Here is a 16187-nt window from a genome sequence, read left to right as displayed (position 1 = left end):
CTATTCGGTAAATCCTGTTTGAGCTGTTGGCACACAGTTGTTTTTCCAACTCCCATAGTGCCACCAATCATATATAAAGTTTTCATCATTCACACCTACAAATTCAAGTTTGTCTAACTCTTTCATCATCTTATACTAATATTTTATCACAAATTACCAGAAAAGTAAATAACCATGAACAATTTTTAATCTTGGACACATATAACACAAAAATCCTTATCACAACTGAAATCTTTCAACGATATTTTTCAAAAAATCTTCAAACTGTCCACTACGAATCAACCATAAAACACTATATTCAGGTATAAAAATGAGCCTTAACCCTGCAATCTGGGGAAAAGGCTCATCCTACTAAATCTAGACTATATACCGAAACCTTTTCAGGTTTCGTTTCGTTTTATAAAACTTTATTTAAAAAGTCAATGGTTCTGGGATGCTTGGGATTGTTAAAAATCTCTTCGGGTGTTCCCTCTTCTATAATTACGCCCTCATCCATAAAAAGAACCCGGTCTGCAACCTCTCTTGCAAAGCCCATTTCGTGGGTAACCACAACCATGGTCATACCCTCTTTGGCAAGCTGTTTCATAATGGCAAGTACTTCGCCGACCATTTCAGGGTCAAGCGCACTTGTAGGCTCGTCAAACAGCATGATATCGGGATTCATGGCAAGGGCGCGGGCAATTGCCACACGCTGCTTTTGTCCGCCCGAAAGCTGTGAAGGATAACTTTCCGCTTTATCCGAAAGACCAACCATTTCCAGAAGTTCCATGGCTTTTTCCTTCGCTTCTTCCTTAGTTGCTTTTTTCAAGTCAACAGGTGCCAGCATCAGGTTCCTGAGCACGTTCATATTGGCAAACAAATTAAAATGCTGAAATACCATACCGATATTTTCTCGGAATTTATTGATATTTGCATGCTTTTGATTGATTTGCTGACCGTGTACTTCAATCACACCGGAGGTGGATTCCTCCAGCATGTTCAGGCAACGTAAAAATGTGGATTTACCAGAGCCGGACGGCCCGATAACACAAACCACTTCACCCTCGTAAATATCTGTGGAAATTCCCTGCAACACGTGCAGTTTTCCGAATTTTTTATGCAAATCCTCTACATGGATTTTAATTTCATTACGATTAACGGCCACGGCTGAGTCTCCTTTCCAACATTTTTGCAACCTGCTGGAGAGTTAAAATAACCACCAGATACATAACCGCTACAATAGCCCAGGTTTCAAAAGATTTAAATGTAATTGCGATAACGTTCTGTGCTTTGTTTACAAGCTCCGGGAAACCGATAACCGAAAGAATGGAGGTATCCTTTAAGGTTATAATAAACTGGTTTACAATACTCGGGATCATGTTTTTAATTGCTTGAGGCAATACAACACGGAACATCGAACGCCAGTAAGAAAGTCCAAGACTTCTTGCCGCTTCCATCTGGCCCGGATCAATAGACTGAATACCAGCGCGGATAATTTCAGACATATATGCACCGCAGTTTAATGCAAGACAGATTGTACCCGCCTGCAACGCAGTTAAAACAAACCGCGCATCAAACATGGTTCTTAAGCCGTACGGAACACCGTAAAACACGAAAAATGCCAGTACAATCATAGGAACACCGCGGATTAAATTCACATAGACCGCTGAAATCACTCTGCAGACCTTGCTTTTTACGACACTCATCAGGCCGAACACAATGCCCAAAATACAGCCGAAAAGCAATCCGCAAAGTGCGAGGAGCAACGTCTGTCCCATTGCAGATAAAAGTAACGACCCATAGGTATTTATGATTTGGTTCATGGAGTCAAAATCCCCCTATACATGAATTGAAAGGGCATCGGCGAAGCAATGCCCTTTTTAATATTGTTTTTATCAGTCGAGATATTTAGCGATAATCTTATCGTATTCACCGCTCGCACGGATGTTCTTCAAACCTGCATTGAAGCGGTCAATCAATTCCTGATTTGCATCATCGAAAATTGCCATACCATACTGTGCGGGATCATTTTCAGTACCTTCAACAAATTTCATGTTCAGATCACCTGTTTTGATGCTGTACTTCAAAATCGGTGTATCGTCCATGCACGCATCAACCTGACCACCTTCAACAGCCTGATACATATCAGGAGAAGTAGAGAAGGTTACAACTTCAAAGCCATATTCGTCTTTAATGCTTTCAGCATATTCGTTACTCATGGTACCGTTTTTAACAGCAACCTTTTTGCCCTTCATATCTTCAAAGCCTTTGATATCAGAATCCTTTGCAACAGCCATACCCTGAGTTGCATCATAGTAACCGTCAGAGAAAATCCAACCGCTGTTCTTTCTTTCTTCGGTAATAGAAGCACCTGCAATCATACCGTCAGCCTGACCAGCCTGGCAAGCTGCGATTGCTGCATCCCAGCCAACATACTGCAAGTCATAGGTAAAGCCCTGATCTTCAGCGATTGCTGCTAAGATATCCATGTCGATACCAACAATGTTGCCGTCAGCATCCTGGAATTCGAAAGGACTGAAGCCTTTGTCAGTTGCAATGACATAATCTGCTTCGTTTCCGCCGCATGCTACGAGGCCGAGGCACATCAAAGCCGCAAGCGCAATACATAATAATTTTTTCATGGTAAAAACCTCCAAACATAATAGTAATTCAATTTTACCTCAAAATGCAAGTTTTGTCAAGCACAATTTCAAAATTTAGTGTTTTTTTCGTTTTTTTCTTTATTTTTTGCATTTTTCGACGCTCACAACTTGCACGCCGCATACACCAACCAAAATCATAACTGCCGAAACGGCAGTCTCCCAAGAGAATGGCTCCTGCAGAAACAAAATGCCTGCCGATACCGAAACCAGCATATTCAGTCCCGAAAAAACGGTTGTTTTTGCGACCGGCAGATGCGAGCTTGCAAAATTCAGACACAAAAACGCCACTACCGAGGATAAAACACCAAGATACAGCAGAGAAAGCATATAAGGCAATTGCATAAAAGGACGAACCAGGTTTAATGGTGCATGTCTGTTTTCCAACAGCGCCAGCATCACAAAAGCCACAGTACCGACCACCGCCATGACATAGGTTCGATCAAATGCCGAATATTCTGCGGAAAGCTTACGAGACAGAATCATGTACACAGAGCTTGAAAGCAACGCCCCGAAAAGGCAGAGCACCCCTGCTAAGGTCACTACCCCATCCGACCGCCCTTCACAGGACAAAAGAACCACCCCTGCCACCGACAAAAGCATGAACACATACTGGGTAAATACAGGCTTTTCGCGCAGACAGAAAATACCAAGCAACACGGTAACCACCGGCGTAAGTGAAATGATTACAGAAGAAAATGCCGAAGTGGTCAGCTTAATGCCGTAGGTTTCCAGCAGAAAATACAAAACAGGTTGAAAAATCGCCATCAGAGCAACCTTCCATATATTTTTATTGATTTTAATTTTTCTGCGTGAAAACAGCACCACAAGTGTAAGCCCTGCAAGAGCTATAATATAGCGGTCTGCAATTACAGTAAAGGGTGATGCATACCGGAGTGCAATTTTCGTAAACATAAAGCTGAAGCCGAATATCACCTGCGTTGCGATTGCCGCAAGAGTCGCTATCATAATTTTATTTTTCCTCATGTTGTTTCCTCTATAAGCGTTTCATTTATTTTTGTTCCCCGGGTGTGGTTTTCATATACCGATGTCCCAATGCGTACTGCCACAAAAAGCAACAGCAAACATAAAAGTATCACAATAACTTTTTTCATTCTATCATCTAAATTAACGACAGCTGATATTCTCAAAACTTACGTTCTCTAAGCATTGTAAACAGATGGTCTGTCGTCTGCTGTCTTCGCCGTTATCAATGCAAATATTTTTAAACTTTACATTTTTTATATAGTGACCCGGCACATCAAAGCCCGAAAGCTCAATGGCTCCGCAATATTCTATTTCGTCTTTACTGTTGCGCGCCTTGGCAGTCAGGGTCATATTTTCGAATGTACAATCTTCAAACACCGGTACATCAGGTGCAGCTTCGCCATCATCATTATAAAGCACCGAATGCATCAACACTCTGCACACTTTAGAATAGCTTACATGAACATCCCGGACATAGCCGCCTCTTTTTTTTGTGCCTTTGATTTCGATACCGTAAAGGGAATTGCCCATATCACAGTTCCAGATACGAACATCCTTTACACCGCCCGACATCTCGCTTCCGATTGTAATCCCGTGTCCGAAATGACTGATGCAATCAAACACCCGGATATGTTCTGCGGGACGGTTGATTACGTTTCCTTCCGGATTTTTGCCGGATTTGATTGCAACTGCGTCATCGCCGGTGAAAAATTCGCTACCAAACAGCGTGCAGTTGGTGGAAGAATCGGGGTCCCACCCGTCTCCGTTATGCACGCCTTTCGAGAGAAACATACAGCCGAAGGTCACTATGTTGTCCGAATAAATCATATGTACATTCCAGCTGGCTCCGTTCATAACAGTAATGCCCGCAATGGTAATATTTTGTGCACAGCTTATATTGATAAGTCTCGGTCTTGCTCTGCCCTGAATGGTGGTTGCCGTTTCGCACTCTTCAATTTTGCTCCCGAGGGATGCAAGATAGTCTTTTAAAAGAACGGTTTCCACATCAATTACATTGTCTGAAAGCGTTCTGCCACCACCACAAACAGTACCTTTGCCGCTGATTCTTACATTAGAACAATTAAAACCGCCATCCCGATCCAACTTACCTATATTCAAAAGGCTCGCATAGCACATCATTTCGTGTCCCTCAAACCGACTTTTGATTTTCGGCTCGTAATCCTTTACCTCGCAGGTTCCGTGTAAAATTCCGTCTTTTTCAATATAAAGTTCCATATCAGAATGTAAAAACAGTGAACCGGTCATAAAATCTCCTGCCGGTATATACACAACCTGATTTTCTTTACAGGCATCAATTGCCGCCTGAATTTTTTCGGTATTCAAGGTTTTGCCGTCCCCTACTGCGTTGTATGGCGGTTTGGTTATATCAATTCTTTCTTTTTCAGCCTCGGTAACACAAACCGTGTTGCCCACCGTGCAAGTATTTTTTCCGACCATTTCAACCGAAAAGCTATATTCGGTTGTCGGCAAAAGGTCATCCATTTCCAGGTGACATTTTTGAGTTTCAGCTACCTTTTCTCCATTCTTATAAACGAAATAACGGTTACCCTCTTCAAAATTCTCGGGCAAATCCCAGTACAAAACAATTTTATTTGCATAACAAACGCTGTTTATCATATCAAAAATCCCTTTCTGCTATTAACAGAATAAGTATACCAAAAAAAGACAGCATTTGCAACTGCAAAAGCTGTCTTTTTTGTATTAAAGTTTATTTCTCTGGATTTTACCGCTTACGGTCTTGGGCAGACTTTCTTTAAACTCTACAATTCTGGGATATTTGTAGGGTGCAGTCTTTTCCTTAACATAGTTCTGAATTTCTTTTTTCAGGTCATCGGAAGGCTCTTTGCCGTTTACAAGCACAATACTTGCCTTAACAATCTGACCGCGAACCTCATCAGGTACAGCCGAAACACCGCATTCTAAAACATACGGCAGTTCCATGATAACACTTTCGATTTCAAAGGGTCCGATACGGTAACCGGAGGATTTGATAACGTCATCCACACGGCCTACATACCAGAAATATCCATCTTCATCGCGCCATGCCACGTCACCGGTATGATAATAACCGTCGTGCCAAACCTCTTTGGTCTTTTCTTCATCACCATAGTAGCCGGTAAACAGACCGCAAGGTGCACCGTCCTTAACATTGATAACAATTTCGCCCGATTCAGAGGTTTTTACCTGGTTGCCGTCCGCATCATGCAGTTCAACCTTGTAAATGGGAGCCGGCTTACCCATTGCACCGATTTTGTGCGGTTTACCGATAAGGTTACCGATGATCATGGTGCTTTCTGTCTGACCAAAGCCTTCTTTAATCTGCAAGCCGGTTGCCTTTTCAAATTGGCGATATACTTCGGGATTTAAAGCTTCGCCCGCAGTAGACATATGCTTAACAGAGGAAAAATCATATTTGGATATATCCTGTTTTACCATCATACGGAGCATGGTCGGAGGTGCACAGAAGGTTGTAATCTGATATTTTGCAAACATGGGCAAAATATCTGCCGCATCAAAGCGGTCAAAATCATACACAAAGGTTGCTGCTTCGCAAAGCCACTGACCATACAGCTTACCCCACATTGCCTTTGCCCAACCGGTATCCGAAATGGTAAAGTGTAAGCCGTCCGGGTCTACATTATGCCAGTATTTCGCGGTATGGAAATGCCCTAAGGGATATTTATAGTTATGAGTTGCAATCTTAGGATAGCCGGATGTACCCGATGTAAAGTACATCAGCATGGTATCGTCACCGCAGGGAGAATCTGCCGTACGCTCAAAATGGGTAGAGAAACGTTTGTAGTCTTCATCAAAGTTCTTCCAACCCTCTTTTTCACCACCAACCATCATTTTGATTTTTAAGGTGGGGCTGTTCTTTTGTGCCGCGTCTACAAAGTCTGCCACACCGTCGTCTGCGGTGCAAACAATAGCGCTGACGCCTGCAGCGTTAAATCTGTATTCCAAATCATGCTCATGCAGCTGTGCTACCGCAGGAATTGCGATGGCACCTAGCTTGTTTAAGCCAAGCATTGCTATCCAGAACTGATAGTGACGCTTTAACACAAGCATAACTCTGTCGCCCTTTTTAATGCCAAGAGATGCAAAATAGTTTGCGCACTGGCTGGAAAGACGGCGCATATCGGTAAAGGTGAACGGTCTTTCCTCATGGTCCTTGGAAATGTGGAGCATAGCAAGCTTTTCAGGCTCGCGTTTGGAAAGCTCGTCTACCAAATCAAAGGCAAAGTTGAATTTGTCTTCGTTTTTGAAGGTGATGGATGTGGGTGTGCCCTGGGCATCCTCTTCAATATCAATGAATTTATGATAAATTCTGTCCTTGGTATCTCTGTGTACCGAGCCGATGATTTCTTCAGTCTTTACAATATCGGTGCTTGCATTTTCCGAAATATCGGTATCTGCACGCAAAACAATCGCATAAAAGGCACAATCCTTGCCGTTTACCGCAATCATACCATGAGGCGTATCACTGTTGTAGTAAATGCTGTCACCGGGGCCGAGCACCTCCTTGTGCTCACCCACCTGCACCATAAGATGACCTTCAATAACAATATCGCACTCCTGACCTGTATGGGTGGTCAGCTCAATGTCGCGGCTTTGTGCCGCTTCGTCATACGAGCTTACTACATACAAAGGCTCTGCAATACGGTTTTTAAAGGCGTATGCCAGGTTATGATACACCATGCCGTGTGCCTTTGCAATCTGCTGACCTGCACCTGCACGGGTAACGGTGTAAGATTTAAGATTCGGGCTGTAGCCTTCGATGATATCGGTTACGTTAACACGAAGTGCCGCCGCACAGCGGTAGATAAAGGCAAAGTTCAAATCGGTTTCGCCGTTTTCGCATTTTAAATACTCTTCGGCGGTAATACCGGTTTTTTCAGCCATTTCCTCCGGTGTGTAGTTTTCAATTTCGCGCAGTTCACGGATACGCTGCGCCATTTCGAGAATTTTTAAGTTTACATCTCTTGAGTTTACCATAATACCAACTTTCTCCTTTTCCGAGGCAAAAAAAATCTCGCCTCAAAGTACTTAGTAAAAACCTTTGAGACGAGTGCTTATCACCCGCGGTACCACTCAAATTGCGAAAAAATTTCGCCACTCTTCAGAGCCTAACAGCTCAATATGCATTCACGCAGCAATCACGGAGAGGTTCTACTCATTTTTAAAACTTTCTTCCTCCCGGCTCAGAAGCTACAACCTTAAGCTCTCCCCTATGGCTTGCACCAACCGCCACTTCTCTTAAAGGTTTAATACCTAAAGCACTCTTCGTCAACGCCTTTAATTACAGTTAAATATACCACAATTTTAATCCCATGTCAAGCATTTTATAAAATTTTCTTTACATATTAAAAGCAGACACAAGGCATATGTCTGCTTTTTGTTGTTATTCAAAATCTTTGAGCATTGCGGTGCAGGATACGATTTTTTCGGCAAGCATGGTTTTGTTCACATAATAGTGGTTTGCCGCCTCATACCCTACGGCACTGTTCCGGCTCATAATTTCGTAAGCGGTTTTTGCAAGGTTGATTTCATCCTTTAAAATACTTACGCACTCGGTTTTATATTCTTCCTTTTCACGGATGCGGATAAAACGCACCTGATTGTAAGAGGATTTAAAGAAGGTATAGCCATAAAGCGCCATGTCGGAAAATTCGCAGGTCGGCATCTCTCTAAGTTCTTCAAGACCCTTTTCCCACTTTTCACAAAGCAATCTGTACTGATTCTCATACACTTCCTCGGAATATGCACCGCTTCTCCAGGTATCCAGGTCATCGTATGCATAGCAGGTCATGGTCGCGGTAAAGCCTGAGGGCTTACTGTACATCAGGTTTGCCGTTCCCACATTCTGCGGTCCGTAATACATGCTCGCACAGGAGAATGGGAATTCCCTAAACGCCTGACTGAAATGGGTTGCCGCTTTTTTTACGGTATCTGCGTATTTGCCGTAGCTATTTTGAAGAACTGTCCGGTAAGCATCGCCGTCGTCATTTTCATCCTCAAAAAATGCAGATGTTGCAATTTTGATGTTATCGGAGGGATATCCGCCCAATGTCCAGGACAGCATGATGTGGCTGACCTTTTCTTTTTTTAGGTTTTCCACATGCTCAAGCACCGAATCATAAACAGGTAAAAACGGCGCGCTGGAGCATTCCCAGGAATTGTTAATCTGCACCTTTGCGGCAGTTTCCAAGCCACATTTTTTTGCAAATGCCCAAGTGTGCTTGGACCACTCTGACGGGCCGGGCATGCTTAAGGTATAGTCAATAACATTGCCCTTGGTGCCTGCGATTTCATAATCCATCCAGTTTTCGCTGACATTTAACAAAATCACATTTTGAGGCAGTTGTTTGATTAGGTTTTCGGTCTGCTTCATGTCGAGCACCCGTTCCCAAGCCCAGGAGTACGAAAAAACCTTCATGGACGGGTCCGCTTCTTTTACCGCATTTGCAATAATGCTTACAACCTCGGCTGCCACATCCTCCTTTGCTCTGTTTTTACAAACAGGACAGACATCCTCTTTGTTCATATCTTCGCGGGATCTGCAATGGGTTAAATTTTCGGACATACAGATGTTGAAAAATCCGCCAAGCCCGGGGACTGCTTTGCAAAGAGCGGTTATTGCATCCCTCAGATAGTTTTTCACTTCATCTTTAGAGGTGCAAAGGCAGGAAAGTCCATCCTTATACTTCGACCCACGAAGATGCGGAAAGCGATCAAAGAACGCGTGAGGCATGCCACGAGGCTCGTTGATATAAAGATAAACCTTGATTCCATAGCGGTCGGCACGCTGAATTAAATTGCGCAAATTATCAATTCTCGCCTGCCAGCCTGCAGAAATGCTTTCGTCAAAGGCAAAAGGCACAAGCTTATACAAAACCGCCTGAATCCAAACACCGTTGATGCCGTATTTGGCATATTGCTTTAACAAATCATCGGTAAAGGACACGGCATTATCCACATCCAAAACATCACCGTAAAGTCCGGAAAACGAATAGATAAATCTGGTTTTGATTACGGTTTTGCGCTTATAACCACGTTTTTCGTATACCGGCGCCCCCTTGTCATCTGCCAACTGAAGCAAATAATAAAGAGCGCGCAAAACACCCAAATCGGTTGCCGCATGAACAGAAATTTCGTTTTCCGAAATTTCGATTTCATGGTATTCCTCGTCATCGGTTTTGCGGTCGATATATAATGAAATTTTGTTTTCGCTTTTTTCGGATAAGGTGATGCCGAATTTTCGGGAAAGCTCTTCACAAAAGTCTGCAACACACTGTGTTACCCCAACACCTGCGTTATTTTCAACGCACCAGGCATTTGTGATGGCAACACCGCTGACCGCTTCCCGAGGCAGAGCCTTATATGTCTTTTCAAAGAATTTAAACGGCTTTGCGGTTTCTTCTACCGAAGCTAAATTCTGCTCCATCGCTGTTTTGATAAGCTTTGTTGCCCGTTCCTCTTCGGCGGTTAAGGGACGGTACACCACTTTAGGCGAATCAAACTTAAACCACCCGAATTTTACATTCAAAAAGTCATCCTCTTTCAAAACATAGTTAAGGCGCGCTTCGTCCCAGTCCAAAAGCTCTAAAATTTGTTCGTAAGGCAAAATCTGCCACACATTCCTCAATATGGAAATGTAGCCCTTCTGTACCCATTCTTCTAAATTTTTCTGTGCCTTCAAACCCATTTTTTCAGCATGCTCACGAACCATTTCGGGAGTAGTCTGAAGCACTTTTGCAATTTTTTCAGCCGGAATCATTTCCCAACATCTAAAAATAACCGCCTGAAACAGAGTCGGAAAATGCGGAACGGGATAGGTCACACCTTCCCGGATTTTAGGTAAATTCAGTTCCATTTTTGTCCTCCGTCTTACCTTTTTCTTTAATAGTAACATTTTTTGAAAAGTAAGTCAAGTAAAAAAACGCCCGAACATAAGTCGAGCGTTTTTTAATCATTTCAAATTCAATTTATAAACAGGTGCGCCTTTCAATTCCCCACGACCTGCCAGAATGTCCAGCGTGTTTTCTACACTTTCGGTAGAAGATACCCCCACCAAAATGCGTTTTACATGTGGTAAATCTTCTAACGGAAACGGATTGCCGAAATGGACTACCGCCTCTACCCGATTGGTGACCTGCAGTGCCTCAAGTGTTGCAATAACACGGGAAGTAAAGCATTCTTTTCCTATGTATGCCTTTGATTCTACACTGGTAATAAACACCGTGTCATCGAAATCAACCGAATCTTCAAGCGTATCATAGATTTGCCCGGATGCCATATAATCGTGCACAAACCGAACCTCGGAATTCGGGAAATCCGCCTTTAATTTCTCAGCAATTTTGTCCGGACGATACCAGCTTTTGTCTAATGTGTCTACACTAATTTTATCATTCGATTGAATATCTACATTACTTCTTACAAGGATAACGAACTGATGCTTTAAGTCTCTTGAAAGAGAAGGTGCTACCCCTTCATCCAAGTATCCGAAAGAAGCCTCTTTATTGATACGATTGAAGGTATCAACATCCTCTTGGGTAAGCTCTGCAAATTTAGGAGGAATCATGGTTTTGCGCTGTGCTTCCAGTACATGGCGAGCCGCTCTGTCCAAAGCTTCGTCCGAAATAATGCCTTCTTCATAGCATTTAAGCATAGATTCAAAGCAAGGTTTTGTGTCGCCCCAGGTCAGCGCAATGTCGTTGCCTGCTTCAATACTCATTCCGCGACACTTTTCTCTGCCGAATTTGGCAACAACACCCATCATGGTAAGCGCGTCGGTAATGGCAAAGCCATCAAACCCTGCCTCACGAATAATGTCGATTACCTTTTTAGATAAGCTTGCGGGATATTCCGGATCAATTTTGCACAATCTGGAATGACCTGTCATGATACCGTCAAGCAAGCCTGCTTCGTTCAATTTTAAATAAGGATACAAGTTTCTTTCCAGAAGCTCTTCTTTGGTCAGCTCACTTTGACCTTCCGCCATATGACTATCTATTTCAGGTTTATCATCCGGACTCGGATAATGCTTTGCAACGGTTAGCAAACCGCCATCGTGCATACCTTTGGCAATCTGCATTGCATATTTTGCCACTTCCTCTTTGTCCCAGCCAAGCGAACGAACTGTCATTGCGCAAACATAATTTTGATTCGGAATTGAGTCCACAACCGGATTACACAGACAATTATACCCTGCTTTTCTCGCGGCAACCGCAATGTTCTTACCGAACTGATAAGCCAATTCAGGGTTTCCCGTGCATGCTAAAGAGTTGTGACCTCCGATTTTAAATTCGTCAAACCCCGACTCTGCGTCGCACATAATAATAATCGGATAGTCGGCAGCATCCTTAATTTGTTTTGCAACTTCATTACGGTTCGGATAATTGGGGTCTAACCAAACAGAACCTAACGCATGCTCTTTAATTAAAGACAGCGTAGTTTCCAAATTTTCTTTTCGGACTTCCTCTTTCCAGAAATTATAAATATGCGCATTAAAGCACATGCCTATTTTCTGGCGGGTGGATAATTCTTCTAACTTTAACGGAACTACCTTTTTCATCATTTCTCCTCCTTTTTACCGAGAGATTCAATAGCACAAGAATGGATGCAGATTCAGGTCAAAGAACCATATCACATCAGTTTCTTGCACTAAATATAGCATACCATTTTTGTAAAATCAAGTATTTTTCCAAAAAACGAACGATTTGATACCTTTTACGAACCATTTGATACCTTTTACGAACCATTTGTTAAACCATGCCTTCAATTCAAAGCTACAAATGCCCATGCTGTGGTGCCCCGCTTGTATTTAATGATGACAGCCTGCATTGTGGCGCATGTGACAACGGATACCTTTTGGTTTTAAAGTAAAAAAAATCCATATCTTCGGCAAAAAAAGATATGGTGTTTATTTTATGTTCATGCTACAATACAAGCAGAATGATAACGCCGTAAGGAGGCATTTTTATGGAACACAATTATTCACAAAAATGGAAAAAAAGAGGCGACCGGACAGGTCTTATAAGAAACGCTTTATTAAAATCTATGGGATACACCGACCGGGACATCGAAAAACCAATCGTAGGTATTATTAATACCTGGGCAGAAACCAATCCGGGACATGTGCATTTTCGTCAGCTTTCCGAAGCAATCAAGCGCGGTGTTTGGGCAGCAGGCGGATTTCCGCTTGAAGTAAATACCCTTTCAATCTGCGAGGTGTTTTTCGACATTTCAAGCCTTGTGTACAGAAATCTGCTTTCTATCACAACCGAAGAATTGATTGAGAGACACCCCTTTGACGGTGTGGTTCTAATCGGTGGCTGTGACAAAAACGTGCCTGCACAGCTTATGGCAGCGGTATCCGCAAATAAGCCTACCATTTATGTACCCGGCGGAGCAATGCTTCCGGGTAGTTATAAGGGCCAAACCCTTGCCTGCGGTACAGACAGTTTTTATCTCTATAACGACTACACTTCAGGCAAAATTTCTCTTGAAGAAATGACAAAGCACGAGGGTTGCCTGTATGGCAGTGCCGGTGCTTGCCCCATCATGGGCACCGCAAACACCTGCCAGACTGTTACAGAAGCTTTAGGCATCGCGCTTCCCGACTCCGCCTCTTGTCTTGGTGTTTCGGCAGAAAAACTCAGAATTTGCGAGGAATCGGGCAGACAGATTGTGGAACTGATTGAAAAAGATATTAAATGTCTGGATATTATAAACAAAAAATCCATTGAAAATGCCATTCGTGTTTTAATGGCGGCAGGTGGCTCTACAAACCTGATTATTCATTTAATCGCCATTGCACGCAGAGCCAATATTGACTTGAAATTAGAGGATTTTGAAGAAATCAGCAACAACACGCCCGTTCTTGTCAATATAAAACCGCACGGCACAGGCACGGTCGGCACAGATTTTCACGATGCAGGCGGTGTAGCTTCTCTTATGAAGGTACTGGAAAAAAGCTTACACACCGAATGTCTTACCGTAACCGGAAAAAGTGTAGGCGAAAATTTAAAAGAAGCAAATTTGCCTTACAATACTGAGATTATAAGAACCTTGGACAATCCGTTAAATGAAAAAGGCGGCATATCTGTTTTGTTCGGAAATCTTGCACCTAAGGGTGCTGTAATCAAGAGAAGTGCCGCAAGCCCGCATTTGCTAAAACACAGAGGTCCTGCAAAGGTGTTCGAGGATTTGGAAGAATGCCAGAAATATCTGTTGGATGAAAATTCAGATATGACAAAGGACACTGTAATTATTCTTCGGGGGTTCGGTCCCGTGGGTGCACCCGGCATGCCGGAAAACGGCAACTACATGCCGCTTCCGCCTAAGCTTAACCGCGAGGGTATAAACGATTTTGTACGCATCACAGACTCGAGAATGTCGGGTGGTTGCTTTGGAACACAGGTGCTCCATGTTGCACCCGAAAGTGCAATCGGCGGTCCTCTTGCGGCAGTCCGTGACGGTGACATTATTCACCTGGATGTGGATAACAACCTGATTGAAGTGGAAATCAGCGAGGAAGAAATGACAAAGCGACTTGCGGAATTCAAGCCCAAAACCCATGACGATATCAAGCGCGGATTTGTACGCAACTTTATAGACAATGTCACACAGGCAGACGAAGGCTGTGACCTTACATACATGCAATACAAAGAATAAGGAGAATTTAAAAATGACTGAAATTAAAGGAATCTGTCCGATTATTGCAACACCCTTTACCGAAAACGGTGAAGTGGATTATGAAAGTCTTGATAAACTGGTTAAACATCTGATTCATGGCGGTTGCCATGCGGTAACACTCTTTGGTATCGCAGGCGAATACTATAAGCTTTCGGATGAGGAACGCAGAAAAATGGTTGAAGTAACCGTAAAAGCGGCAAAAGAAGCTGGCGGAAAAACCATTATATCGGTAACCGATCACTCAACTGAGGTTGCTGTAAAAACTGCAGAGTTTTTTGAACAGGCAGGCGCGGATTGTTTGATGCTCCTTCCCCCGTTCTTCTTAAAACCGGGAGCCGGATATCTTTATGAACACATGAAAGCCATCGGAAACGCAGTAAAAATTCCGATTATGGCTCAATATGCTCCCGAACAAACCGGAGTTGCCATTGCTCCCGAGGTTTTTGTAAAGTTGCAGAAAGAATGCCCGAATATCATCTATTACAAAATAGAGTGTAAGCCTGCCGGTCCGTATGTAAGCAATCTGATGACTCTTACCGACGGAAAGATGAAAGTTTTTGTGGGTAATGCAGGCTTTCAGATTATTGAATGCATGGACAGAGGTGCAATCGGTGCTATGCCCGGATGCTCCATGTACGATGTATATCTTGATATTTACAATAAATATATGCAGGGTGACAGAGCAAAAGCAATTGCGGTTCACAATAAGCTTCTGCCCATGTTAAATCACATCCGTCAGAATGTGGAACAAATCATTTCGTTTGAAAAACGAATTCTGAAAAAGCGCGGTATTATCAAAACCGACTACTGCAGAAAACCATCTTATAATACCGACGCATATTTTGACAAGCTGTTTGAGGAATTCTACGCAGAAATGGCAAAGGAGTATAACTGGTAATGGAAAATAAAAACCAAGGTAAGGTGGCATTTATAACAGGCGGTGCAACCGGCATTGGCAAAGCACTTGCATTAGGCTTTGCAAAGGCTGGTTATGATGTTGCTTTTTCCTATCGCGGAAGCACAGAAGGTGCAAAGAAAGTTGTGCAGGAAATTCAAAAAATGAACCGCAAGGTGCTTAGCATACAAGCAGATTTAAGCAAGCTTTCCGAGATAGAAAAAATGTTTGAGGCATTCCGCGCACATTTTGACCGTCTGGATGTTTTTATAAACAATGCAGGCGTAACCGAAAAGGCCTTTTTTGTTGAAACCACCGAAGAGCAGTTTGATACCATTTGCAACATTGATTTTAAAGGGGCATACTTTTGCTCGCAAAAGGCAGCAAAGTATATGATTGAAAAAAATCTTGCAGGAAACATCATTATGATTTCCTCCAACAACGCCATTGCACACTTTGCAGAGGTTTCTGTATATGCTACCATGAAAACTGCCATGAACAAAATGGCAGAGCATATGGCAATAGAGCTTGCTAAATATAAAATCAGAGTCAACACCATAGCCCCCGGCTGGACAGACACAGGTGCGGCGAGACTGGATGCAAAAGATGCGACCTATTACAAGGTTCCGCTGCAGAAATGGGTTGAACCGTCAGAAATCGCAGACACTGCCCTGTTCTTGGCATCCGATTCTGCAAAATCCATAACAGGCACAACCATTGTGATGGATAACGGTGCAACACTTGTTTCGGATAAACGGGAAAGATACGGCTTTTAAAGTAAAAAGCACTTGCTTTTAAGGCAAGTGCTTTCAGACTGTCGAAAAAGTCGTTCTACCGCAAGCAAAGAACTATTTGTTATTTTGAGCGAAGCGAAGAATCTCCGGTTTGAACAGATGTTGAATGGAGCGGAATCCATCGAGGATTCCGCTCCATTGCTTGCTTTTTGT

Annotated in this window: 11 protein-coding genes; 3 read left to right on the top strand and 8 right to left on the bottom strand. The window is 43.0% G+C overall.

Annotated features, from left to right (window positions below; all coding sequences use genetic code 11):
* Positions 1–397: 397 nt before the first annotated feature.
* From IJE10_02715 to IJE10_02680, 8 genes are all read right to left on the bottom strand, one after another.
* The gene (locus IJE10_02715; protein MBQ2967019.1) at positions 398–1144 is read right to left on the bottom strand and encodes an amino acid ABC transporter ATP-binding protein; all 747 of its coding nucleotides are present in this window, start codon (positions 1142–1144) and stop codon (positions 398–400) included.
* Complete coding sequence (locus IJE10_02710; protein ID MBQ2967018.1) at positions 1134–1802, bottom strand: amino acid ABC transporter permease; 669 nt, start codon at positions 1800–1802, stop codon at positions 1134–1136. Before IJE10_02710 ends, IJE10_02715 begins: the two co-directional genes overlap by 11 nt.
* A gap of 72 nt (positions 1803–1874) precedes the next feature.
* A complete protein-coding gene (locus IJE10_02705; GenBank protein MBQ2967017.1) occupies positions 1875–2621 on the bottom strand; it encodes a transporter substrate-binding domain-containing protein in 747 nt (248 codons plus the stop codon).
* A 99-nt stretch (positions 2622–2720) separates the two neighbouring features.
* Positions 2721–3626: a DMT family transporter gene (locus IJE10_02700; GenBank protein ID MBQ2967016.1), complete on the bottom strand. Its 906-nt coding sequence runs from the start codon at positions 3624–3626 to the stop codon at positions 2721–2723.
* A 141-nt stretch (positions 3627–3767) separates the two neighbouring features.
* Complete coding sequence (locus IJE10_02695; protein MBQ2967015.1) at positions 3768–5264, bottom strand: glycoside hydrolase family 28 protein; 1497 nt, start codon at positions 5262–5264, stop codon at positions 3768–3770.
* A gap of 84 nt (positions 5265–5348) precedes the next feature.
* Positions 5349–7643, bottom strand: a complete 2295-nt coding sequence (locus IJE10_02690) for an AMP-binding protein (GenBank protein MBQ2967014.1) — start codon at positions 7641–7643, stop codon at positions 5349–5351.
* A 406-nt stretch (positions 7644–8049) separates the two neighbouring features.
* Positions 8050–10521, bottom strand: coding sequence for a hypothetical protein (locus tag IJE10_02685; protein ID MBQ2967013.1), 2472 nt, complete (start codon positions 10519–10521; stop codon positions 8050–8052).
* 96 nt (positions 10522–10617) lie between these two features.
* The gene (locus tag IJE10_02680; GenBank protein ID MBQ2967012.1) at positions 10618–12222 is read right to left on the bottom strand and encodes a glycoside hydrolase family 3 protein; all 1605 of its coding nucleotides are present in this window, start codon (positions 12220–12222) and stop codon (positions 10618–10620) included.
* A gap of 407 nt (positions 12223–12629) precedes the next feature.
* On the opposite strand from IJE10_02680, the gene IJE10_02675 reads away from it, so the two are divergent.
* Genes IJE10_02675 through IJE10_02665 form a run of 3 tightly spaced genes read left to right on the top strand, consistent with a single transcriptional unit; the run spans position 12630 to position 16016 of the window.
* Complete coding sequence (locus tag IJE10_02675) at positions 12630–14324, top strand: dihydroxy-acid dehydratase (protein ID MBQ2967011.1); 1695 nt, start codon at positions 12630–12632, stop codon at positions 14322–14324.
* Between the two features lie 13 nt (positions 14325–14337).
* Positions 14338–15243 carry a dihydrodipicolinate synthase family protein gene (locus IJE10_02670; protein MBQ2967010.1) on the top strand — a complete coding sequence of 302 codons (906 nt, stop codon included), beginning with the start codon at positions 14338–14340 and terminating at the stop codon, positions 15241–15243.
* Positions 15243–16016, top strand: a complete 774-nt coding sequence (locus IJE10_02665) for an SDR family oxidoreductase (protein ID MBQ2967009.1) — start codon at positions 15243–15245, stop codon at positions 16014–16016. Before IJE10_02670 ends, IJE10_02665 begins: the two co-directional genes overlap by 1 nt.
* Positions 16017–16187: the final 171 nt, after the last annotated feature.

The sequence above is a fragment of the Clostridia bacterium genome (assembly GCA_017410375.1).
Lineage (GTDB): Bacteria > Bacillota > Clostridia > RGIG6154 > RGIG6154 > RGIG6154.
The sequence above is the reverse complement of the archived record's forward strand: the minus strand, read 5'-3'. Positions and strand labels throughout refer to the sequence as shown.

Coding starts and splice junctions, on each gene's coding strand:
- IJE10_02695 (MBQ2967015.1), bottom strand. CDS start 5,264: ATGATAAACAGCGTTTGTTATGCAAATAAAATTGTTTTGTACTGGGAT.
- IJE10_02690 (MBQ2967014.1), bottom strand. CDS start 7,643: ATGGTAAACTCAAGAGATGTAAACTTAAAAATTCTCGAAATGGCGCAG.
- IJE10_02675 (MBQ2967011.1), top strand. CDS start 12,630: ATGGAACACAATTATTCACAAAAATGGAAAAAAAGAGGCGACCGGACA.
- IJE10_02670 (MBQ2967010.1), top strand. CDS start 14,338: ATGACTGAAATTAAAGGAATCTGTCCGATTATTGCAACACCCTTTACC.
- IJE10_02700 (MBQ2967016.1), bottom strand. CDS start 3,626: ATGAGGAAAAATAAAATTATGATAGCGACTCTTGCGGCAATCGCAACG.
- IJE10_02710 (MBQ2967018.1), bottom strand. CDS start 1,802: ATGAACCAAATCATAAATACCTATGGGTCGTTACTTTTATCTGCAATG.
- IJE10_02665 (MBQ2967009.1), top strand. CDS start 15,243: ATGGAAAATAAAAACCAAGGTAAGGTGGCATTTATAACAGGCGGTGCA.
- IJE10_02685 (MBQ2967013.1), bottom strand. CDS start 10,521: ATGGAACTGAATTTACCTAAAATCCGGGAAGGTGTGACCTATCCCGTT.
- IJE10_02705 (MBQ2967017.1), bottom strand. CDS start 2,621: ATGAAAAAATTATTATGTATTGCGCTTGCGGCTTTGATGTGCCTCGGC.
- IJE10_02680 (MBQ2967012.1), bottom strand. CDS start 12,222: ATGAAAAAGGTAGTTCCGTTAAAGTTAGAAGAATTATCCACCCGCCAG.